Source organism: Methylobacterium sp. CM6241 (genome assembly GCF_054817845.1).
Genome location: NZ_CM139246.1, coordinates 2,036,326 through 2,058,841, shown reverse-complemented (window position 1 = coordinate 2,058,841; position 22,516 = coordinate 2,036,326). Strand labels below are relative to the sequence as shown.

Genomic DNA, 22,516 nt, shown 5'->3' with positions numbered 1-22,516 from the left:
GGAAGTGGGGCCATGGCGATTCTGGTGACGGGCGGCGCGGGATATATCGGCAGCCACATGGTGCTGGCGTTGCTGGATGCCGGCCACAAGGACATCGTCGTCATAGATGATTTGTCCACCGGCTTCGATTGGGTGCTTCCCCCCGACGTGACGCTGGTGGTGGGCGATGTGGCCGATCAGGCCCTGGTGAAACGGGTCATCGCCGAACACGGAATCGATGTGCTGGCGCATTTCGCCGCTAAGATCGTGGTGCCGGATTCGGTGGCCGACCCGCTCGGCTACTATCTGGCCAACACGGTCAAGACCCGGGCGCTCATCGAGGCTGCGGTGCATGGCGGGGTGAAGCACGTCATCTTCTCCTCCACTGCCGCAATCTACGGCGAGCCCGAAATCGTCCCGGTGCCGGAGGACCTCGTGGCCGCGCCGATCAACCCCTACGGCCGCTCGAAACTCATGAGCGAGTGGATGATCGACGACGCGGCCAAGGCCCACGGCTTCAGCTACGTCATCCTGCGTTACTTCAATGTCGCGGGTGCCGATCCTCGCGGACGCAGCGGCCAATCTTCAAGCGAAGCCACCCATCTCATCAAGGTCGCCACTCAGGCGGCGCTGGGCCGGCGCAGTCATCTGAGCGTGTTCGGTACGGATTACCCCACCCGCGACGGCTCGTGCCTCCGCGATTACATCCAGGTTTCCGATCTCGCCGATGCCCATTGCGTCGCCATCGATCATCTACGTTCGGGTGGCGCGAGCAAGACGCTCAATTGCGGCTACGGGCGCGGTTACTCGGTCCTCGAGGTGATCGAGGTGGTCAAGCGCATTTCGGGCCGTGATTTCGACGTGAGGCTGTCGCCGCGCAGGCCCGGCGACCCGGCGCAGATCGTGGCGAAGGCCGACCGGATCCGCGCTGAATTGGGCTGGCAGCCACGTTACGACGACCTCGACGGGATCGTGGCCCAGGCCCTCGCCTGGGAAGAGACCCTGGCTCGGCGCAACCGCCTATGAAGACGGCCCTCCGCGCCGCCATCGCCCTCTGCGCATTTCTTGCAACGGAGAGTAGGGCCCAGGATTCTGCCCGGCCGGCACCGCCTGCCAAACCGGATGCGGCGGTAAACGCCTCGTTTCGCAGCTTCGTCGATGCCCTACGGCCCGATGCCGAGGCGCGCGGGGTCAGTGCCGCGACCTTCGACGCGGCGTTTCGCGGCGTGTCTTCGCCCGATCCCGGCATCCTCGCCAAGTCCACCGCTCAAGGGGAGTTCGGACGCCCCGTCTGGGACTATCTCGTCGGTGCGGTCTCGACCGGGCGGATCGCACGGGGCCGCTCACAAGCGGCCCGTCTGTCCACCACGCTGGCGGCGATCGAAGCCCGGACGGGCGTCCCGCGCTGGATCGTCCTCGCCTTCTGGGGGGTCGAGTCGGATTTCGGAGCGAGCGGCGGGACCGTTCCGACCATCCGTGCCCTCGCGACCCTGGCGCAGGCGCGCTTTCGCGGCACGCTGTTCCGGAACGAGCTCCTCGACGCATTGACCATTCTGCAGCGCGGCGACATCGCCCCCGAGGCGATGAAGGGATCCTGGGCCGGCGCCATGGGCCAGACCCAGTTCCTCCCATCGACCTTTCTCAAACATGCGGTGGATTTCGATGGGGACGGTCACCGAGACATCTGGCGATCGGAGCCGGATGCCCTGGCTTCCATCGCCGGCTATCTCCGGTCTCTCGGCTGGAACCGCGACCTGTCCTGGGGCTATGCCGTGACGCTTCCCGGCGGATTCGACCTGACGACGTATCGGGCGGACCTGTCGGACTTCGCCAGACGGGGCGTCCGCAGGATCGATGGCGAGGCGCTGCCGGGATCGGGTGCGGCCAGCCTGTTCCTGCCCGGCGGCTCGGGCGGCCCGGTCTTCCTGATCACCGACAATTTCGAGGTGATCAGGGGCTACAACACCTCGGATTCCTATGCGCTCGCCGTCGGCCATCTCGCCGACCGTCTTGCCGGCGGGCCGCCACTGGCGGCACCTTGGCCGACCGGCGCGCCACGCCTCGACAAAGCGGGCCTGCAGGCCCTGCAGAAAGCCCTGACGACCCGAAACCTCTATGCCGGCGATGCGGATGGCCGCGCCGGGCCAAAGATGCGGGAGGCGGTCCGCCAATATCAGATCAAGGAAGGTCTGGTGGCCGACGGCTACGCCACGCCCAGCCTTCTGGAGCACATCACGGCGCGCCCCTGAGGCTTCGCCTCGTGAGGCGGATTTAGACGCGGGGCCGATCGTCCGATAGGATGGCACGGTCTCGTCCTTCGACGATCAGCAGGCAGGTCGCAGCGTGGCACCAAGGACAGTCAAGAACGTAGCGTACGGGGTGGCCGTTGCGGGGCAGGTGAGGGACGCTCTTCTCCGTGTCTGCCTCCTCACCTTGTTCGCGACGCCCCTGCTCTTCGCCTCTGGCCCGTTCGCCGCGGCGCAATGGGGCGATTCCTACGATACCCCTCGCGGCGATTCCTACTACGCGCCGCGCCGCCGGCCGCGCGAGGAGGGAGATTACGGTGGCCGCCAAGCCAACCGGCGCTACGCCCCTCCCCCGCAGGAGGCGCCGCGTCAGTTCTACTGGCCCTGGGAAGATCGTCCGCAGCAGGTACAACCGACCCCGGCCCCGGTGCCATCGGCCCGACCCACCCGGCCGCGGCCACCGACGATCGGGGAGAGCCAGCGCTCCTATACGAGGCGGCCGCGTCCGGCCCCCGTGGTCGCCCAGCCGAAACCGGTCCAGCCGAAGGCGGAGCCGTCGATCCGCATCGCGGTCTTCGGCGATTCCCTGGCGAACTCTCTCGGCCGTGGCCTCGATGACGTGTTCGAGGACAATGCCGACGTGGCGATCCTCGACCGTTCGAAGGCCGATAGCGGTCTCGTCCGGAAAGACGTGGTCGACTGGCCTAAGGCGGCGGAGGATTTTCTGAAAACCAGCCCGAAAGTCGCCTACGCGGTCGTGATGCTCGGCGCCAACGACCGCCAGCCGATCAGGGAGGGGAACGAGACCGTGGAACCGGGAACGGAACGCTGGCGCGAGATCTACCGCGACCGCGTCGATGCCCTGGCCAAGGTCTTCGCCGCCCAAAAGATTCCCTTTATCTGGGTCGGCGCGCCGCCGATGCGCAGCGAGCCGCTGACGAAGGACATCGCCACCATCAACGACCTCATCCGCGACCGCGTGGCGAAGGCGGGCGGGACTTATGTCGACATCTGGCCGGGCTTCGTCGACGACCGCAACCGCTTCACCATGACGGGCCCCGACCTGGAGGGGCAGGAGGCCAAGCTGCGGACATCGGACGGCGTGCATTTCACCAAGGCGGGCTCCCGCAAGGTCGCGCATTTCGCCGATGTCGAGCTCAAGCGTCTCATGGGCACGAACCCCACGGAGGCGCCGACGGTGGCGCCCGTAGCGACGGTTCCGGGTCCCCTCCTGGACGGTGAGGCCCCGAAGCTCGATGACACCGCGGCGATCGATCGCCAGATCACCTCGATGCTGCCGAGCCTGCCGGAGCCCCCGGGCATCCCCGCCCTGCCGGTGAAACCGGCGGCTGGCCCGGTCATTCCCCTCGGCCGTGCAGAGGTGACGCCGGGCGGGACTCTAATGAGCGGGCGGCCGCGCGACGGCGACGCATCGGGGAACGTGGAGCGGGTGCTTCAGCGTGGCTCGGCGCCGATGCCACAGCCGGGCCGGGCCGACGATTTCAAATGGCCGCCGGGCTGATCCCGGCACGTCTGCGCCGGGTAGTGCGAAGAGATCCGGTGCCGGGGCTCGGCATGGAGCCGGCCCCGGACCTTGGTTTCAGCGCGGCAGGACGCTCGATCCCATCAGGGCTTCGTCGATCGAGCGAGCCGCCTGGCGACCTTCGCGAATCGCCCATACGACCAGGGACTGGCCACGGCGCATGTCACCGGCGGCATAGATCTTCTCGTTGGACGTCCGATAATCGAGTTCGTTGGCGGTGACGTTGCCGCGCTTGTCCATGACGACGCCGGATTCCTCGAGTAGGCCCTTGCGAACCGAACCGGCGAAACCGATGGCAAGGAACACCAGATCGGCCGGCAGGGTGAACTCACCGCCGGGGATGGGCTGGCGCTTCTCATCCACGCGGGTGCAGACCACGCCGGTGAGCTTACCCTTCTTGTTGCCTTCCAGGCGCAGGGTGGCGGCCTGGAACTCGCGCTCGGCGCCTTCGGCCTGGCTCGAAGAGGTCCGCATCTTGGTCGGCCAGTAGGGCCAGACCGAGAGCTTGTCCTCGCGCTCGGGCGGGCGCGGTCGGATGTCGAGCTGCGTCACCGAGAGGGCGCCCTGGCGGAAGGACGTGCCGACGCAATCCGACGCCGTATCGCCGCCACCGATCACGACGACGTTCTTGGCGGTGGCGAGGATCGGCAATTCGCCGTTGCCCGGCATCGGCTCGGCGCCGACACGCCGGTTCGATTGGACGAGGAACGGCATCGCGTAATGCACGCCGGCGAGTTCCTGGCCGGGGAGCTGCGGGTTGCGCGGATCTTCGGCGCCGCCGGCGAAGAGCACCGCGTCGAACTCGGCGGTGAGTTCGTCGAGCGGCTTCGTCACGCCGACATTGACGCCGTAATGGAAGGTCACGCCCTCCGCTTCCATCTGCTTCACGCGCCGGTCGATATGGCGCTTCTCCATCTTGAAGTCGGGGATGCCATAGCGCAGCAGACCACCGGCCTTCGGCTCACGCTCAAAGACATGAACGTCATGGCCGGCGCGCGCGAGCTGCTGCGCAGCGGCCATGCCTGCCGGTCCCGAGCCGATGACGGCGACCTTCTTGCCGGTGCGGGACGCAGGAATTTCCGGCTTCACCCAACCGTTGTTCCAGGCGCGGTCGGCAATGGCCTGCTCGATCGTCTTGATCGCGACGGGCTGGTTCTCGAGGTTGAGGGTGCAGGCCTCCTCGCACGGCGCCGGGCAGACGCGGCCGGTGAATTCGGGGAAATTGTTGGTCGAATGGAGGTTGCGCGCGGCCTCCTCCCAATCCGACTGGAAGACGAGCTCGTTCCAGTCCGGGATCTGGTTATGCACGGGGCAGCCAGTCGGCCCATGGCAGAACGGGATTCCGCAATCCATGCAGCGCGCGGCCTGCTTCTTCAGGTCGTGCTCATCGAGGGGCAGCGTGAACTCGCGGAAGTGCCGCACGCGGTCCGCTGCGAGCTGGTACTTCTGCTCCTGCCGGTCGAACTCGAGGAAACCCGTGATCTTGCCCATCGTGATCGTCTTTCGCGAGTCTGTCTGATCCGTCGAGCGGCGGTTGACCGGCCCGGTCCGCCTCAGCTCGTCATCCCTGTTGTGCCGCCCGGTGCCGCCGACTAACCCGTCTTCAGCCTGTGGTCGACGTGCTCGAAAACATTCGTGCAACGGGTGAGCCACGCCCTTATCGACGGTCTCGCCGCGAGGTCGAATCCGCCCTCATCGGCCCATTGCGTATAGGCGAAGAGCGACACGTCCGCGACGCTGGGCTCTTCTCCAACCAGCCACTCGACACCGCCGAGATGGCGCTCCATCACATCCAAAGCCGCTTCGCCGCGTGCCACACGGGCCGGATCGCGCGCCTCCTTCGGCTTGCCGAGGTAGCGCATGTCGAACCGGCAGACCGCGATGGCGGGCTCGTGGCTGTACTGTTCCCAGAACAGCCACTCGTCCATCTTCGCCGCGAGGAACGCGTCACACGGGATCAACGCGCTCCCGCGGGAAAGATAGCGGATGATCGCGTTCGATTGGGCCAGACACCGGCCGTCCTCGAATTCGACCCCCGGCACCTGCCCCGCCGGAAAGCGGGACAGGTAGTCGAGTGTTCGGCTTTCGCCCTTCAGAATGTCGATCGGCACCCAGCGATAGGAGAGGCGGAGGTAATCGGCGACGATCTTGACCTTGAGACAATTGCCCGAGACGAGATCACCGTAGATCCGCATACCGGCCTCACTCAGCCGCCACCGGCATCCGCGCCATCTCCATTTCGCGCAGGGCGCGGCGGTATTCCACCGGCATCACCTTCACGAACTTAGTGCGGTAACCCGCCCAATCATCGAGGATCGCCTTGGCACGCGGGGACCCCGTGTACTTCAGGTGATTGGTGATGAGCTGGCTCAGCCGCTCCTCGTCGTGCCCGGACATGTCGGCCAGGATATCGACGCGGCCCTTGGTCTCGAGGTCGCCATCCTGGTGGAAGCGACGCATGACGTCGTCCTCCTCCTCGATGGGCTCCAGATCGACCATCGAGAGATTGCAGCGCGCGGCGAAGGAGCCGTCCGCATCCAGCACGTAGGCGATGCCGCCCGACATGCCGGCCGCGAAGTTACGCCCGGTTTCGCCGATGGACACCACGACGCCGCCGGTCATGTACTCGCAGCCATGGTCGCCCATGCCTTCGACCACCGTGATGGCGCCGGAATTCCGTACGGCGAAGCGTTCGCCGGCCGAACCGCGAATGTAGCATTCGCCCGCGATGGCCCCGTAGAGCACCGTGTTGCCGGCCATGATCGTCCGCCCGGCGGGTGACCGCAACGCGTCGCTCGGCCGGATGATCAGCTTACCACCCGAGAGCCCCTTGCCGACGTAATCGTTGGCATGACCCGTCAGAACCACGGTGATACCGGCGGCCAGCCATGCCCCGAAGCTCTGGCCGGCGGTGCCGGACAGGTTCACCGTGATGGTGTCGTCGGGCAATCCCTCATGGCCGTAGCGCTTGGCGACGACGCCCGAGAGCATCGCCCCAGCCGTGCGGTCCGAGTTCCGGATCACCTCGTTGAGCACCACCGGCTCGGCGGTCTCGATGGCCGCCTTGGCGCCCTCGATCAGGCGGCGGTCGAGTACCGTGTCGATCGGGTGCTTCTGCTTCTCCGTATGGCGGATCGCCACGTCGGGGCCGACATCGGGACGGTGGAAGAGCTTCGAGAAATCGAGGCCCCGCGCCTTCCAGTGGTTGATGACCTCCAGTGTGTCGAGGAAGTCGGCGCGACCGATGAGGTCTTCGAGCTTGGTGTAGCCCATCTCCGCCATCAGCTCGCGCAACTCCTCCGCCACGAAGAAGAAGTAGTTCACCACGTGCTCCGGCGTGCCCTTGAAGCGCTTGCGCAGGACGGGGTCCTGCGTCGCCACGCCCACCGGACAGGTGTTCAGGTGGCACTTGCGCATCATGATGCAGCCGGCCGCGATGAGCGGCGCGGTGGAGAAGCCGAACTGGTCGGCGCCGAGCAGAGCCGCGACGAGCACGTCCCGGCCCGTGCGGATGCCGCCATCGGCCTGAAGCACGACACGACCGCGCAGATGGCTGAGCACCAGGGTCTGCTGGGTCTCGGCGAGACCCGTCTCCCATGGCCCGCCCGCGTGCTTGATGGAGGTCAGCGGCGCCGCGCCGGTGCCGCCGTCGAAGCCCGAGATGGTGATGTGGTCGGCGCGCGCCTTGGCGACGCCGGTGGCGACCGTGCCGACACCGACCTCGGAGACGAGCTTCACCGACACATCGGCGGCCGGATTGACGTTCTTCAGGTCGAAGATCAGCTGGGCGAGATCCTCGATCGAGTAGATGTCGTGATGCGGCGGCGGCGAGATCAGGCCGACGCCAGGAGTGGCGTAGCGGACCTTGGCGATCTTGGCGTCGACCTTGTGGCCGGGCAGCTGGCCGCCCTCACCGGGCTTGGCGCCCTGCGAGACCTTGATCTGCATCATGTCGGCATTGACGAGATACTCCGTCGTCACGCCGAAGCGACCGGAGGCCACCTGCTTGATCGCCGAGCGACGCGAACGGCCGTCGGCCATCGGCTTGAACCGCTCGACCTCCTCGCCGCCCTCACCGGAATTCGAACGGCCGCCGAACGAGTTCACCGCGATGGCGAGGGTCTCGTGGGCTTCCTTGGAGATGGAACCGTAGGACATCGCGCCCGTGGCGAAGCGCTTGACGATGTCCACGGCCGGCTCGACCTCGGAGATGTCAACGGGCGCCCGGCCGAGCTCGGCCGCCTGCTTGATGCGGAACAGGCCGCGGATGGTCTTGAGGTGGTTCTCCTGCTCGTTCACGAGCCGGGCATATTCACGGTAGCGCTCGGGCAGGCCGAGACGCACCGCATGCTGCAGGGTGGCCACCGAATCCGGTGTCCAGGTATGGCTCTCACCGCGCAGGCGGTAGGCATATTCGCCGCCGACATCGAGGGCGTGACGGAACACCGGAGCGTCGCCGAACGCGTCGGCATGGCGACGGGCAGTCTCCTCGGCGACCTCGGCCATGCCGATGCCTTCGATCGTGGTCTTCGTGCCGAAGAAGTCACGGGCCACGAAGGACGAGTTCAGGCCGATCGCGTCGAAGATCTGCGCGCCGCAATAAGACTGGTAGGTCGAGATGCCCATCTTGGACATGACCTTGAGCAGGCCCTTATCGATCGACTTGATGTAGCGATAGACGATCTCGTCGTCGGTGAGATCCGGCGGGAACTCGTCCTTCATCGCGATCACCGTCTCGAAGGCGAGATAGGGGTTGATCGCCTCGGCGCCGTAGCCCGCGAGACACGCGAAGTGATGCACCTCGCGCGGCTCGCCGGACTCGACAACGAGACCGACGGAGGTCCGAAGTCCCTTGCGGATCAGGTAGTTGTGCACCGCAGCCGTGGCCAGCAGGGCCGGGATCGCGATACGGTCCGGCCCGACGCCGCGGTCGGTCAGGATGATGATGTTGTAGCCGCCGCGCACCGCCGCCTCGGCCCGGTCGCACAGCCGGTCGACCGCGCCTTCCATGGCGACGGCGCCGGACTCGGCCGGGAAGGTCATGTCGAGGGTCTTGGTGTCGAAACGGTCCTCGAAATGGGAGATCGAGCGGATCTTCTCGAGGTCCCCATTGGTCAGGATCGGCTGACGGACCTCGAGGCGCTTCTTGCGGGAAGCCCCCTCCATGTCGAGCAGGTTCGGGCGCGGCCCGATGAACGAGACGAGGCTCATCACGGCCTCCTCGCGGATCGGGTCGATCGCCGGATTGGTGACCTGCGCGAAGTTCTGCTTGAAATAGGTGTAGAGGGGCTTGGGCTTATCGGAGAGGGCCGAGAGTGGCGTATCGGTTCCCATGGAGCCGACCGCCTCCTGGCCGGTGACGGCCATGGGGGCCATCAGCAGCTTGAGGTCTTCCTGGCTGTAGCCGAACGCCTGCTGCCGATCGAGCAGCGACACGTCGGAGCGCGAGGCGCGCGGGATGACGGGCTTCAGGTCCTCCAGAACGATCTGGGTGTTCTTGACCCATTGTGCGTAGGGATTGGCCGCGGCGAGCTCGCTCTTGATCTCCTCGTCGGAGATGATGCGACCCTTCTTCAGGTCGATGAGCAGCATGCGGCCGGGCTGCAGGCGCCAGGATTCGACGATGCTCTCGTCCGGGATCGGCAGAACGCCTATCTCGGAGGCCAACACGACGAGGCCGTCTTCCGTGACGATGTAGCGGGCGGGGCGCAGGCCGTTGCGGTCGAGGGTCGCGCCGATCTGGCGGCCATCGGTGAAACAGACGGCTGCGGGGCCGTCCCACGGCTCCATCAGGGCGGCGTGATACTCGTAGAACGCCTTGCGCTCCTCGCTCATGAGGGGATTGCCGGCCCAGGCCTCCGGGATCAGCATCATCATGGCATGGGCGAGCGAGTAGCCGCCCTGCACGAGGAATTCGAGCGCGTTGTCGAAACAGGCCGTGTCGGACTGGCCCTCGTAGGAGATCGGCCAGAGCTTCGAGATGTCGTTGCCGAACAGATCCGAATCGACGCTGGCCTGACGCGCCGCCATCCAGTTCACGTTGCCGCGCAGGGTGTTGATCTCGCCGTTATGGGCGACCATCCGGTAGGGGTGCGACAGCTGCCAGGTCGGGAAGGTGTTGGTGGCGAAACGCTGGTGCACGAGGGCGAGGCCCGAGACATAGCGCTCGTCCTGCAGATCCTTGAAGTAATGGCCGAGCTGCGTGACCAGAACCATGCCCTTGTAGACGATGGTCCGGGTCGAGACGGAGACCGGGTAATAGGCCTTCACGCGCGGATCGTTGAGGCCGTAGACCTTGTTCGAGATGACCTTGCGCGCGATGAACAGACGGCGCTCGAAAGCGTCTTCGTCCGTGATCGCGGCCGGGCGGCCGATGAAGACCTGCTTGTGGTGCGGCTCCGTCTCCTTGACGCGCACACCGAGGTCGCTCGAATCCACCGGCACGTCGCGCCAGCCGAGGAAGGGGAGCCCTTCGTCCTGGAGGGACTTCTCGACGATCTCCTCGACGATGCGGCGGCCTTCCTCGTCCTTCGGCATGAAGAACTGGCCGACACCGTAATGGCCGGGCTCGGGCAAAGCGATGCCGAGGCCCTCGCACTCTTCCTTCAGGAGGAAATGCGGGATGTGGGTGAGGATGCCGCAGCCGTCGCCCATCTTGGGATCGGCGCCGACGGCGCCGCGATGGTCGATGTTCTCGAGGATGAGCAGGCCCTGAGCCACGATGGCATGGGTGCGCCGGTCATGCATGTCCGCGACGAAGCCGACACCGCAGGCATCGCCCTCGCGGGCCGGATCGTAAAGACCCTGCTTATGCGGCAGGGCGGAATCGCGAACGACGAGCGGCGCGACGCCGTCCCGCGTGGCGGGGATCGGGTTCTGGACGATCCCGGCAACCTCAGATGCGGCCATGCTCATAACCCCTCAGCCTCATTCGTCCGTGCCCGCATGCGAGCATGTTTCATGCCCGAATGCCATCCGGCACTCAGGCCCCTACCTCGACGCGGTCGGATTCGTGCAGGATCTTCGGTAAGGAAGCGCCCGCACTCCGCGGGCTCAACGCCGGCTTGAGTTCAAGCCGTGCGGGCCCGGATCGCCGTAATGGCGACCGGCTTGGAATCTCGTTTTTTCGTGAGATTCGACACCCGCTCGAGACCTTCCGCGTTCCTCGACGGCAATTGTCCTCGGAGACGAATCGCCGCCGGAACACCCTGCCAAAAATGGGACAGCCGTACTGTCCTAATTACGGAAGGTGACAGATTTTAAACGCTCCAGCAAGAGGCTCACGCGCGTGATGGACAGGTTTGATGTGCGCTGCGACCATGCATACATTTTGAGGTCAACAACACGGGCTGATGCTGACAGCGGGATCGGTGACAGGGCCGAGAAACCGACGGATACCGATCGCCCGCGACTTGCCGCGCTTCACCCGCATTCCCGCCCCAATCGGGCGCTCTACAGGGCTCGCCAAGCACAAGCGGCATGCGGGGTGATGGACCGCACGGAGACCTCCATAGACCTGCGTCAACAGTAGGCTACGGAACGAACGACCAAGCAAGACGAGGCACCATGGAATCGAGCCGCAGGGCGCCTGTGCGCTCCCATAAGTTCAGCCGGTCTCAGATCGGCCTGACCATGCTGGCGGGGTTCATCTCCATGTCGGCCCTCGGGACTGTCACCGCTCAAGCGCAATACGGTTACGAGCCCGACCTTATCCTTCCCCCTCGCGCCGTCGTATGGCGCCTGAACGACCGCGGCTTCACCGAGGTGACGCGGCCACGATTCGACGGCCGTGCCTATATCGTCGAAGCGACGGGCCCCTATGGCGACAGGGTGCGGCTCTTCGTGGATGCACGGGACGGCGCGGTCCTCGACCGCCAACGTCTGGGTGCACCGTTGCCGCCTGCGCCGATTCCGGTCGCCCGTCCGGCGGCGCCCGGCTATGGCTGGACCGAGGCGGACGAGCAGCCCCGTCAACCGATGCGCGAGGCGGCAAGGCCTGTTCCCCCCGGCAGGATCCCGAACGGAGATGGTGTGAGCCGGCAGCCGCGATTCGACGTGGCGGCGCGCCCAGACGCCCCTGCCCGCGCGGAACCCGCCGATCGCAACCCGTTGGGGCTGAACCCCGATGCCCGCACCGGCGACGCGAGACGCCCGGTAGAACCGGCGCCTGCCCGCAAAGTCACCAGGTTGGCCCCGCCGGCGAAGCCGGTAGCGCCCCGGCTCGCTCCGGAAGCCCCCTCCCCGGCCGCGACGGACGCAACGTCCGATGCCCGGACCACCACGCCTCCGGTTGCCGCCATCGAGCAGCCGAAGGTCGAACCCTCGACACCCGCCGCGAATCAGCCCCGCCGAGACGCCGCGCAGGCTCCCTCGCCCAAGGCTCAGGCGTGGAGCGATCCGCCTGCGGACAGGAAAGCCGTTCGGGTCATCGGTGGCGCGACGGTCGTACCGGGATCGACCGACAAGGATCAGCAAGGCGACCGTCCGGCCGAGTAGCCGACGTCATCATCGCTACCGAGACGAACAAAGGCGTCGAGCGACGAAGGCTCGGCGCCTTTTTCTTGAACACGCTCGCGGCCAATCAGCCAGCATCGCTCGCGCCGGCGCCCTGTAGATGGGGGTCGTTCGTGGCCGCCCGGACGGGGCTGTCGCTCTGGCTCGGCGAAGTCGTGATCGCCTTCAACGCCAGCGGGTCGAGGTTGCTTCCCTCGGTCGGGCCATAGGCTTCGAGGGCACGGCGCATCTTCGGCGTCCAGAATGCCACGATGTGCTTGTGGATACCCGCCACGGCTTCGTCATCCGGATAGGATCTGAAAAAGCCGGCGATCTGGTTCGCCATGCGGACGAGCTTGTCGTTGGTGGTCAGGGCGCTCATGGGACTGGCTCTGTCGACGGGTGAAGGATCGGCCGCGCGCGACTTAGCGTTCGGCGGCAAGACGAAGACGTTCACGGCCGGAAAAGACCGTGAGGGTGTCCGACCGGGCGATGGCGCAGAGCGTGATGTCGTGCAGTCGCGCCCGGTCGATGGCCAGGGAGGTCGGGGCGGAGATCGCCACCAGAACGGCAGCGCCGAAAGTCGCAGTCTTCTCCACCATCTCGAACGAGCAGCGGCTGGTGATGACGACGAAGCCATCGTTGGGATCGGTCCCGGCGCGCATCAGCGCACCGATCAGCTTGTCGAGACCGTTATGGCGCCCGACATCCTCGCGGACGGCGAGAAGATTGCCGTCCCGATCCGCCCAGGCCGCGGCATGGACGGCGCGGGTCGTGTGGTTGAGTACCTGCGCATCGCCCATTCCGAGCAGGGCGCGCTGGATCGATTCGATCCCGACTACCTGCATCGCATGAGCACGCGGCTCCGCCTTCGGCAGGGCCGCGAGATCGTCGATGCCGCAGACGCCGCATCCGGTGCGACCGCTGATGGCGCGTTTCCGGGCAAGATGCTCGCGCAGTCGCCCCGGAGCGAGATCCACGACGAGGCGCAATCCCCCGTCTCCGTCCTCGACCTGGACCGACCTGATCTCGTCTGCGGACTCGACGATCCCCTCGGTGAGGCTGAACCCGTAGGCGAAATCCTCGAGGTCGGACGGGGTCGTCATCATGACGGCGTAGGGCACGCTGCCAAAGACGAGGTTGATGGGCATCTCGACGGCAAGATCGCGATGCCCTTCGCGGGCCATGGGATCGTCGTAGGCCACGACCATGGTCGGCACACGCCGGCTCGTCGGAGCCGGCGTGTCGGTGTCGTTCAGATCGTTCCGTTCACTCGGCAGCATTCAATTGCGTCGCGATTCTCGTGAGCGAGAAGTCCTCCTCGAAGAACTTCGCCTGCCAATCCGACGGACGGTTCGTCCGCCGCACCTGTACCGCCGTCACCTTATACTCGGGGCAGTTGGTGGCCCAGTCCGAGTAGTCGGTGGTGATGACATTGGCACCGGTCTTGGCATGGTGGAACGTGGTGTAGACCACGCCCGGCTGCATCCGCTCGGAGACGATCGCCTTCAGGGCGATGTCGCCGGAGCGGCTCTCGAGAGCCACGAGATCGCCGTCGAGAATGCCGCGAACCTCGGCATCGAACGGGTGGATCTCCAGCACGTCCTCCTCGTGCCAGCGCGAGTTCTCCGTGCGGCGCGTCTGTGCGCCGACATTGTACTGCGACAGGATGCGGCCGGTGGTGAGGATGAGCGGGAAGCGCGGTCCGGTGCGCTCCTCGGTCGCCACGTACTCGGTGATCATGAACTTGCCGAGGCCGCGAACGAACCGGTCCACGTGCATCATCGGCGTACCGTTGGGAGCGGCGTCGTTGCACGGCCACTGGATCGAGCCGAGTTCGTCGATCTTGGCGAAGCTCACGCCCTTGAAGCTCGGGGTGAGCGAGGCGATCTCGTCCATGATCTCGCTCGGATGCGAGTAGTTCATCGGATAGCCGAGGGCGTTCGAGAGCAGCATCGTGCCCTCCCAATCACCGACGCCCGAGAGCGGAGGCATCACCTTGCGGACGCGGGAGATGCGACGCTCGGCATTGGTGAAGGTACCGTCCTTCTCAAGGAACGACGCGCCCGGCAGGAAGACATGGGCATATTTCGCCGTCTCGTTCAGGAAGATGTCCTGAACGACGATGCATTCCATCGCCATCAGGCCGGCGGTGACGTGGTGCGTGTCGGGGTCCGACTGGGCGATGTCCTCGCCCTGGATGTACATGCCCTTGAAGGCGCCATCGACGGCCTCGTCGAGCATGTTGGTGATGCGCAGGCCCGGATCCTTGTCGAGGGAAACGCCCCAGAGCGATTCGAAGGTCTCGCGGGTGGCGTCGTCCGACACGTGGCGGTAGCCCGGCAGTTCGTGCGGGAACGAGCCCATGTCGCACGAGCCCTGGACGTTGTTCTGTCCGCGCAGCGGGTTCACGCCGGCGCCCAGCATGCCGATATTGCCGGTGGCCATGGCGATGTTGGCCATGCCCATGACCATGGTCGAGCCCTGGCTGTGCTCGGTGACGCCGAGACCGTAATAGATGCCCGCGGCCCCGCCGGTGGCGTAGAGGCGGGCGGCGCCCCGGATGTCCTCGGGGTTCACGCCGATCTTGTCGGCCTGGGCCTCGGGCGAATGACGCTCCTCGGCGATGAAACGAGCCCAGGATTCGAAATCGTTGAGGTCGCAGCGCTCCCGCACATAGGCCTCGTCGATCAGCCCTTCCGTGACGATGACATGCGCCATCGCGTTGATGAAGGCGACGTTGGAGCCGGGCTTCAGCGGCAGATGGTAATCGGCCTCGATATGGGGCGACTTCACCAGGTCGATTCTGCGCGGATCGGCGACGATGAGCTTGGCGCCCTCACGCAGGCGCTTCTTCATCCGCGAGCCGAAAACCGGGTGACCGTCGGTCGGGTTCGCGCCGATGACGAGGATCACGTCAGAATGCGCCACCGAGGCGAAATCCTGCGTGCCGGCCGACGTGCCGAGCGTCGACATCAGGCCGTAGCCGGTGGGCGAGTGGCAGACGCGGGCGCAGGTATCGACGTTGTTGTTGCCGAAGGCAGCGCGCACGAGCTTCTGGACGAGGTAGGCTTCCTCGTTGGTGCAGCGCGACGAGGTGATGCCGCCCACGGAATCCTTGCCGTACTGGGCCTGGATCCGCTTGAACTCGGACGCGGCGCGATCGATCGCGACCTCCCACGACACTTCCTGCCAGGGGTCCGTGATCTTGTCGCGGATCATCGGCTTGGTGATGCGGTCCTTGTGGGTGGCGTAGCCGTAGGCGAAGCGGCCCTTGACGCAGGAATGGCCGTCATTGGCCTTGCCGCCCTTGTAGGGGACCATGCGTACGATGCGGGTGCCCTGCATCTCGGCCTTGAACGAGCAGCCGACGCCGCAATAGGCGCAGGTGGTGATCTCGGAATGGTCCGGCTGGCCATGCTCGATGATCGACTTCTCCTGAAGCGTCGCCGTCGGGCAGGCCTGGACGCAGGCGCCACAGGAGACACATTCGGAGTTGAAGAAGTCGGTGGGGCCGGCGGCCACGCGGCTGTCGAAGCCACGGCCCGAAATCGTGAGCGCGAAGGTGCCCTGCGTCTCTTCGCAAGCGCGGACGCAGCGATTGCAGACGATGCACTTCGACGGATCGTAGGTGAAATACGGGTTGGACGTGTCCTTGGCCAGGTACTGGTCCGAAGACGGCTTCACGTGATTGGCGCCGTCATAGCCGTAGCGCACGTCGCGCAGGCCGACCGCGCCGGCCATGTCCTGCAACTCGCAATCGCCGTTGGCGGCACAGGTCAGGCAGTCGAGCGGGTGATCGGAGATGTAGAGCTCCATCACGCCCTTGCGGAGCTTGGCGAGCTTATCCGTCTGGGTCGAGACCACCATGCCGTTCTCGGCCGGGGTCGTGCAGGAGGCGGGCGTGCCGCGCCGCCCCTCGATCTCCACGAGACAGAGACGGCAAGAGCCGAAGGCTTCCAGCGAATCGGTGGCGCAGAGCTTGGGGATCTGCGTGCCGGCATGCATCGCCGCCGCCATCACCGAGGTGCCGGCGGGAACGGTCACGCTCATGCCGTCGATGGTGAGCGTGACGGTCTGCTCGTTCACCCGGATCGGGGTGCCGTAATCGATCTCTTTGATGAGGGCCATGGGTCGCGCCTCCTTATTCAGCGGCCACGGACATCGGTCCGCGCTGCTGGAAATCCTCGGGGAAATGGGTGATCGCGCTCATGACGGGCATCGGGGTGAGCCCGCCCATGGCGCAGAGCGACCCGTCGGTCATGACGTCGCAAAGGTCGGCCACGACGGCGAGATTCTCGGTGGGGCGGATGCCGGCGATGACCTTGTCCATCGTCTCGACGCCGCGCGTCGCGCCGATGCGGCAGGGGGTGCACTTTCCGCAGGATTCCACCGCGCAGAACTCGAAAGCGAAGCGGGCCTGTTTGGCCATGTCGACGGTGTCGTCGAACACGACAATGCCGCCATGGCCGACGAGGCCCTTCTTGGCCGCCATCGCCTCGTAATCGAGGGGCGTGTCGAGGAGATGGTCGGGGAAGTAGGCCCCGAGCGGGCCGCCGACCTGGACCGCCCGGACCGGACGGCCGCTCTGCGTGCCGCCACCGAAATCCTCGATGATCTCGCGCAGGGTGATGCCGAACGCGAACTCGATGAGGCCGCCATGCTTGATGTTGCCGGCGAGCTGGATCGCCAGCGTGCCGAGCGAACGGCCCATGCCGTAATCGGCATATGCCTTGGCACCGTGCTCCAGGATGTAGGGCACGGCCGTGAAGGTCATGACGTTGTTGACGAGGGTCGGCTGGCCGAGGAAGCCCTTCAGTGCCGGGATCGGCGGCTTGGCCCGGACGATGCCGCGACGTCCCTCCAGGCTCTCCAGCAGCGAGGTCTCCTCGCCGCAGATATAGGCGCCGGCGCCCAGGCGCACTTCGAGGTGGAAGGCCTTGCCCGAGCCCGCCACGTTGTCGCCGAGATAGCCGGCGGCCTTGGCATTGACGATCGCTTCCTTCAGCGTCGCGAAAGCCTGCGGATATTCCGAGCGCAGATAGATGTAGCCGCGCGTGGCCCCCGTCGCGATGCCCGCGATGGTCATGCCCTCGATGAGGTTGAAGGGATCGCCCTCCATCATCATACGGTCTGCGAAGGTGCCCGAATCGCCCTCGTCGGCATTGCAGACGACGTATTTCTGCTCGGACTGGGCGAGCATCACCGTGTTCCACTTGATGCCGGCGGGGAAGCCGGCACCGCCGCGTCCGCGCAGGCCGGAATCGCGCACCTGCGCCACGATACCGGCGGCATCGAGCTTCAGCGCGGCATCCAGGCCGTTATAGCCGCCATGCGCCCGGTAATCCTCCACCGAGACGGGATCGATCACGCCGCAGCGATGGAAGGTCAGGCGCTGCTGCCGGGCGAGATACGGCATCTCCTCGGGCTTGCCGAGGCGAAGGGCATGTTCGCCGCCATTCACCAAGCCGGCATCGAGAAGGCTGTCGACATCGCCGGGAGTGACGGGACCGTAGGCGATGCGGCCCTCCGGCGTCGCGACCTCGACCATGGGCTCCAGCCACAGCATCCCACGCGAGCCCGTGCGGACGATGGTGACGTCGAGACCGCGGCGCTCGGCGCCGGCGAAAATCGCGCGGGCGACACGGTTGGCGCCGAGACCGAGCGCGACGGCGTCGCGCGGGACATAAATGGTGATGCTCACGACTTCATCTCCGTGAGGGCCGATTCCAGGGAATCTGCGGTGAGGCGCGCCAGCGGCTCATCGTCGACCAGGGCGCCCGGGCCGTTGGCGCAAAGCCCGAGGCAGTAGACCGGCTCCACCGTGATCTGGCCGTCCGGCGTCGTGCCGTGCCAATCGATGCCGAGGCGGGCGAGGATATCGGCGTGGAGAGCGTCCGATCCCATGGCCTGGCAGGCCTCTGCGCGGCACAGCTTCACCTGATGCTTGCCCGAGGGGGCACGGCGGAAGTCGTGGTAGAACGTGATGCAGCCATGCACCTCGGCCCGCGACAGGTTCAGCGCGTCCGCGATGAGCGGAACAGCGCCCTCGTCGACGTAACCAAAGGTTTCCTGCAAGGCGTGGAGGATGGGGAGCGTGGCGCCTTCGAGATGCGTATGGTCGGCGATGATGCCGGCCGCACGCTGCGCGCTCCATGGCTCATGCTGCAGCATTGTTCCTACCCGGATGAACTTGTTGTCATTCCAAGGTGGTATATCTCCACCCATGAATCAATCGTCCGGTTCGGTCGTTCAACAATGCTTTTTTGTTATAATTCCATTGTGCGGCGCAAAAACTCAGAGTGACGAGATGTTTTCGGCGATCGTCGGTGCGATCGCCTGCCCCTCCACGATGAGCGCGGCACAGAGCGGTGTCATTGGATCGCGCTCCGGCACGACGAGCCCGATCATGTGGCTGACATCGGGTTCGACGATGGGCACGGAGCGGACCCGCTCACTGAGGCGGAAACTGTCGGCAAGAACGGCGGGCATCACGCTGGCCCATTTGGCCGTGCGGACATGGGTCAACAAGACGATCATCGAGTTCGACTGCAGCAACGGTTCCGCATTCCATCCGGCATTCTGGAGATGCCGGTCAACGATGCGGCGGTTCTGCATATCTGGCGTCAGAAGACAGAGAGGAAGACGGCCGACCTCGTCCCAGGTCACCGAATCCCGCATTCCGTAGATGCCGTCGACCGCCGTGAGCAGGCGGTAGCGCTCGCGATAGAGCGGTACGGCAATGACTTTTCCGAGCGGCTCGTTCTCCAGATAGGTGATCCCGGCATCGATCTCGTGGTCGGCGATCAGCCGGCCGATCTCGCCGGAGGTGGTGGATTGCACCGAGAATCGCACGTCGGGATGGCGGGCGCGGAATGGGGTGGTCAACGAGGCGACGATCGGCGTGGCAGTGGGAATCGCCGCAAGGCGAAGAGTGCCCGACAATCCCCGACGCAAGCTCGCGACTTCCTCCCGCATGGCGCGCGCATCACCGACGATCCGGCGCGCCCAGTCGAGAACACGCTCACCTTCCGGGGTGAAACCCTGGAATCGGGACCCGCGCTCCACCAGCAGGACGCCGAGCCGCTCTTCGAGCTGCTTCACTCCAGCCGAGAGCGTCTGCTGGGAAACGTTGCAGAATTGCGCGGCCCGGCCGAAATGCCGCTCGCGAGCCAGGGCTAGGAGGAATTCGAGGCGTTCGATCACCGCCACGACCTTATGGTGTTCATCCCCGAATTCGCTTCCCGGAATATGCGCCCGCATGTCTCCCGCGGAGCCGGTCACTCTCCATAGCGGGAACCGCGCTATACTGGCGAGGGATTCACGGTCGAAGACGGCGGCAATACAAATTTAAGTTTGCCGTCGAGCAAAATTGCTTTGAATCTCCCCAGTCATTCGGGCTCCACGGGTGCTGCACTACGGGGAAAGGCACAACCATGCGACGCTGTTGCGGTTGCGCCATCGACCTCCATGTGGTCTGACACCCGCAATGGCGACCCGGATTTCACATCCGAGGTCCGCCTTTCCCGTTAAGCGAGGACTTGCGCGCGACGTCAAAAGTCGCAAGACGCTTCGGGACGACGTAGAACGATACCAAAGGGGAGCCACGAGAGGCACATGCGGACCACGCAGGCGCAACACCGGTCATCATGGGGACTTGCTGCGGGCGCTCTTGCTGCGCTCGGCACCACCCTCGTTTCTTCAGCTGCCCTGGCGGCCGGCATCGGCCAGCCCGAGCCGTGGCAGATGGACCGTCAGGTCGCCGTCACCGAGAACGCGCGGGACATCCACACGTTCGAGCAGGGGATGCATTGGCTCTCCTTCGGCATCTCGGCCTTCGTGCTGGGATTGATCATCTACTGCATCTTCAAGTTCAACGCGAAGGCCAACCCGGTCCCCTCGAAGACCACGCACAACACCATGATCGAAGTGGCCTGGACGATCGTCCCGGTGCTGATCCTGGTGGCGGTCGCCATCCCCTCGTTCCGCCTGCTCCGCACCCAGCTCTCGGATCCGAAGGCCGACGTCATCGTCAAGGTGATCGGCCATGCCTGGTACTGGTCCTACGAGTACCCGGCGGTCGAGAATGGCGGTGGCTTCACCTTCGACGCCAATATCGACGAAGAGAAGCAGCCCAAGCTGCTCGGCACCGACAACGACATGGTCGTTCCGGTGAACAAGATCGTGAAGATCCAGGTGACCGCCGCCGACGTGCTGCATTCCTGGGCGATGCCGTCCTTCGGCTTCAAGATCGACGCGATCCCCGGCCGCCTGAACCAGTTCTGGTTCAAGGCCGAGCGTGAGGGCACCTATCACGGCCAGTGCTCCGAGCTCTGCGGCGCCCGCCACGCCTACATGCCCATCACGGTGCAGGTGGTGAGCGACGAAGCCTATGCGGCCTGGCTCGCAGAGGGGAAGACCAAGTTCGCCCGCCTCGACGACGGTTCGAAGTTCGCAGAAGCCAAGTAGCGGCTTTTTCCGGCGCCGCTCGACGGCTCCGGCTGGACCGGCCCTTGATCGGGCCGGTTCATTCGCAAATCGAGAGATTTAGAGAAACCTGAACAGGGTCTGCATCGATGGCAACCGCCACAGCACAATCAGGGCATCACGACGCCCACGCCTCCCATACGCCGTCCTTCTTCGCCCGTTGGTTCCTGTCGACCAACCATAAGGACATCGGCACTCTTTACCTCCTGTTCGCGTTCTGCGCGGGCATCATCGGCGCGTTCCTCTCCTTCGGCATCCGCATGGAGATGGAAGAGCCCGGCCTGCAGTACTTCTCGAATCCCGGCACCTACAACGTGTTCGTGACCGGCCACGGTCTCATCATGGTGTTCTTCATGGTGATGCCGGCGCTCATCGGCGGCTTCGGCAACTGGTTCGTGCCCCTCATGATCGGCGCGCCGGACATGGCGTTCCCGCGCATGAACAACATCTCGTTCTGGCTCACCGTCTCCGGCTTCGCGAGCCTTCTCTGCTCGCTCTTCGTCGAAGGCGCGCCGGGAACGTCAGGCGCCGGCACCGGCTGGACCGTCTATCCGCCGCTCTCGACCTCGGGCCATCCCGGTCCCTCCGTCGATTTCGCGATCTTCGCCCTTCACCTTTCCGGTGCTGGCTCGATCCTCGGCGCCATCAACTTCATCACCACCATCCTGAACATGCGCGCGCCGGGCATGACCCTGCACAAGATGCCGCTGTTCGCCTGGGCTGAGCTCGTCACCGCGTTCCTGCTGCTCCTGTCGCTCCCGGTCCTCGCCGGCGCGATCACGATGCTGCTCACCGACCGCAACTTCGGCACGACCTTCTTCGATCCGGCCGGCGGTGGTGATCCGGTGCTCTACCAGCACCTGTTCTGGTTCTTCGGTCACCCCGAAGTGTACATCATGATCCTGCCGGCCTTCGGCATCGTCTCGCACATCATCTCGACCTTCTCGCGCAAGCCCGTCTTCGGCTACCTCGCCATGGCCTACGCCATGGTCGCCATCGGCGTCGTCGGCTTCGTCGTGTGGGCCCACCACATGTACACGGTCGGCCTGTCGCTGCAGACGCAATCCTACTTCGTCTTCGCCACGATGGTCATCGCGGTGCCCACCGGCGTGAAGATCTTCTCCTGGATCGCGACGATGTGGGGTGGCTCGATCCGCTTCACCGCCGCCATGCACTGGGCGGTCGGCTTCATCTTCCTCTTCACGGTCGGCGGCGTCACCGGCGTCGTGCTAGCGAACTCGGCGGTCGATAAGTACCTGCACGACACCTATTACGTCGTCGCCCACTTCCACTACGTGCTGTCGCTCGGCGCCGTGTTCATCATCTTCGCCGGTGTCTACTACTGGTTCCCGAAGATGACCGGCTACGTCATCCCGGAATGGGCCGGCAAGCTGCACTTCTGGCTCGCCTTCATCGGTGCGAACATCCTGTTCTTCCCGATGCACTTCCTGGGACTGGCCGGCATGCCGCGTCGCTACGCCGATTACCCGGAGGCCTTCGCCGGCTGGCACAAGGTCTCGACCTGGGGCGGTCATATCTTCGCCCTCGGCATGGTGGTGTTCTTCATCGGCGTCGTTCTCGCCTTCCGCTCGAAGGTCCGCGCGGCAGACAATCCCTGGGGCGAAGGCGCCACCACCCTCGAGTGGACGCTCTCCTCCCCGCCGCCCTTCCACCAGTTCGAGACCCTCCCGACCATCGTCGACGAGCACGGTCACTAAGACACGAACCGAAACGATACGGATTGCGAGGACCGCGCCAGCGGTCCTCG

General features: G+C 65.6%; 15 protein-coding genes. 6 read left to right on the top strand and 9 right to left on the bottom strand.

What is annotated here, in order from left to right; genetic code table 11:
• The first annotated feature begins 12 nt into the window (after positions 1-12).
• The 3 genes from galE to ACYQR9_RS09535 all read left to right on the top strand — a co-directional run bounded on the left by galE (position 13) and on the right by ACYQR9_RS09535 (position 3,747).
• Positions 13-1,005: a UDP-glucose 4-epimerase GalE gene (gene galE, locus ACYQR9_RS09545; RefSeq protein WP_419951864.1), complete on the top strand. Its 993-nt coding sequence runs from the start codon at positions 13-15 to the stop codon at positions 1,003-1,005.
• The gene (locus ACYQR9_RS09540) at positions 1,002-2,228 is read left to right on the top strand and encodes a lytic murein transglycosylase (protein ID WP_461229421.1); all 1,227 of its coding nucleotides are present in this window, start codon (positions 1,002-1,004) and stop codon (positions 2,226-2,228) included. The genes galE and ACYQR9_RS09540 overlap by 4 nt, the downstream gene beginning before the upstream one ends.
• Positions 2,229-2,376: 148 nt before the next feature.
• Positions 2,377-3,747 (top strand): SGNH/GDSL hydrolase family protein, encoded by a 1,371-nt coding sequence (locus ACYQR9_RS09535; protein WP_461229420.1) that lies wholly within the window; start codon positions 2,377-2,379, stop codon positions 3,745-3,747.
• A gap of 78 nt (positions 3,748-3,825) precedes the next feature.
• On the opposite strand, the gene ACYQR9_RS09530 is transcribed toward ACYQR9_RS09535, so the two are convergent.
• The 3 genes from ACYQR9_RS09530 to gltB all read right to left on the bottom strand — a co-directional run bounded on the left by ACYQR9_RS09530 (position 3,826) and on the right by gltB (position 10,683).
• Positions 3,826-5,259: a glutamate synthase subunit beta gene (locus ACYQR9_RS09530; RefSeq protein WP_461229419.1), complete on the bottom strand. Its 1,434-nt coding sequence runs from the start codon at positions 5,257-5,259 to the stop codon at positions 3,826-3,828.
• Between the two features lie 101 nt (positions 5,260-5,360).
• Positions 5,361-5,963: a glutathione S-transferase family protein gene (locus ACYQR9_RS09525; protein ID WP_461229418.1), complete on the bottom strand. Its 603-nt coding sequence runs from the start codon at positions 5,961-5,963 to the stop codon at positions 5,361-5,363.
• Positions 5,964-5,970: 7 nt separating this feature from the next.
• Positions 5,971-10,683, bottom strand: a complete 4,713-nt coding sequence (gene gltB / locus ACYQR9_RS09520; protein WP_461229417.1) for a glutamate synthase large subunit — start codon at positions 10,681-10,683, stop codon at positions 5,971-5,973.
• Positions 10,684-11,334: 651 nt separating this feature from the next.
• Here gltB and ACYQR9_RS09515 point away from each other — a divergent pair.
• Positions 11,335-12,264 carry a hypothetical protein gene (locus ACYQR9_RS09515; RefSeq protein ID WP_461229416.1) on the top strand — a complete coding sequence of 310 codons (930 nt, stop codon included), beginning with the start codon at positions 11,335-11,337 and terminating at the stop codon, positions 12,262-12,264.
• 85 nt (positions 12,265-12,349) lie between these two features.
• Here the strand turns inward: ACYQR9_RS09515 and ACYQR9_RS09510 are convergent, their stop codons facing one another.
• The 6 genes from ACYQR9_RS09510 to ACYQR9_RS09485 all read right to left on the bottom strand — a co-directional run bounded on the left by ACYQR9_RS09510 (position 12,350) and on the right by ACYQR9_RS09485 (position 19,467).
• Complete coding sequence (locus ACYQR9_RS09510) at positions 12,350-12,643, bottom strand: formate dehydrogenase subunit delta (protein ID WP_207411533.1); 294 nt, start codon at positions 12,641-12,643, stop codon at positions 12,350-12,352.
• A gap of 43 nt (positions 12,644-12,686) precedes the next feature.
• Positions 12,687-13,544: a formate dehydrogenase accessory sulfurtransferase FdhD gene (fdhD, locus tag ACYQR9_RS09505; protein WP_461229415.1), complete on the bottom strand. Its 858-nt coding sequence runs from the start codon at positions 13,542-13,544 to the stop codon at positions 12,687-12,689.
• Positions 13,531-16,392, bottom strand: coding sequence for a formate dehydrogenase subunit alpha (fdhF, locus tag ACYQR9_RS09500; protein WP_207411531.1), 2,862 nt, complete (start codon positions 16,390-16,392; stop codon positions 13,531-13,533). Before fdhF ends, fdhD begins: the two co-directional genes overlap by 14 nt.
• A 13-nt stretch (positions 16,393-16,405) precedes the next feature.
• Entirely contained in the window at positions 16,406-17,965 is a 1,560-nt protein-coding gene (locus ACYQR9_RS09495) for a formate dehydrogenase beta subunit (RefSeq protein ID WP_056431425.1), read from the bottom strand.
• Entirely contained in the window at positions 17,962-18,435 is a 474-nt protein-coding gene (locus ACYQR9_RS09490; protein WP_018044994.1) for a formate dehydrogenase subunit gamma, read from the bottom strand. Before ACYQR9_RS09490 ends, ACYQR9_RS09495 begins: the two co-directional genes overlap by 4 nt.
• Before the next feature lie 123 nt (positions 18,436-18,558).
• A complete protein-coding gene (locus ACYQR9_RS09485) occupies positions 18,559-19,467 on the bottom strand; it encodes a LysR family transcriptional regulator (protein WP_056431607.1) in 909 nt (302 codons plus the stop codon).
• 411 nt (positions 19,468-19,878) lie between these two features.
• Between ACYQR9_RS09485 and coxB the strand changes: the two genes are divergently transcribed.
• Together coxB and ctaD are read left to right on the top strand one after the other, a co-directional pair.
• Positions 19,879-20,730, top strand: coding sequence for a cytochrome c oxidase subunit II (coxB, locus tag ACYQR9_RS09480; protein WP_207411529.1), 852 nt, complete (start codon positions 19,879-19,881; stop codon positions 20,728-20,730).
• A gap of 107 nt (positions 20,731-20,837) precedes the next feature.
• Positions 20,838-22,466, top strand: a complete 1,629-nt coding sequence (gene ctaD / locus ACYQR9_RS09475; RefSeq protein WP_056452074.1) for a cytochrome c oxidase subunit I — start codon at positions 20,838-20,840, stop codon at positions 22,464-22,466.
• Positions 22,467-22,516 lie beyond the last annotated feature (50 nt).

Bases quoted from the DNA above. Each gene is read 5' to 3' on its own strand.
- galE (WP_419951864.1), top strand. From the start codon at position 13: ATGGCGATTCTGGTGACGGGCGGCGCGGGATATATCGGCAGCCACATG.
- ACYQR9_RS09540 (WP_461229421.1), top strand. From the start codon at position 1,002: ATGAAGACGGCCCTCCGCGCCGCCATCGCCCTCTGCGCATTTCTTGCA.
- ACYQR9_RS09530 (WP_461229419.1), bottom strand. From the start codon at position 5,259: ATGGGCAAGATCACGGGTTTCCTCGAGTTCGACCGGCAGGAGCAGAAG.
- ACYQR9_RS09525 (WP_461229418.1), bottom strand. From the start codon at position 5,963: ATGCGGATCTACGGTGATCTCGTCTCGGGCAATTGTCTCAAGGTCAAG.
- gltB (WP_461229417.1), bottom strand. From the start codon at position 10,683: ATGAGCATGGCCGCATCTGAGGTTGCCGGGATCGTCCAGAACCCGATC.
- ACYQR9_RS09515 (WP_461229416.1), top strand. From the start codon at position 11,335: ATGGAATCGAGCCGCAGGGCGCCTGTGCGCTCCCATAAGTTCAGCCGG.
- ACYQR9_RS09510 (WP_207411533.1), bottom strand. From the start codon at position 12,643: ATGAGCGCCCTGACCACCAACGACAAGCTCGTCCGCATGGCGAACCAG.
- fdhD (WP_461229415.1), bottom strand. From the start codon at position 13,544: ATGCTGCCGAGTGAACGGAACGATCTGAACGACACCGACACGCCGGCT.
- fdhF (WP_207411531.1), bottom strand. From the start codon at position 16,392: ATGGCCCTCATCAAAGAGATCGATTACGGCACCCCGATCCGGGTGAAC.
- ACYQR9_RS09490 (WP_018044994.1), bottom strand. From the start codon at position 18,435: ATGCTGCAGCATGAGCCATGGAGCGCGCAGCGTGCGGCCGGCATCATC.
- coxB (WP_207411529.1), top strand. From the start codon at position 19,879: ATGCGGACCACGCAGGCGCAACACCGGTCATCATGGGGACTTGCTGCG.
- ctaD (WP_056452074.1), top strand. From the start codon at position 20,838: ATGGCAACCGCCACAGCACAATCAGGGCATCACGACGCCCACGCCTCC.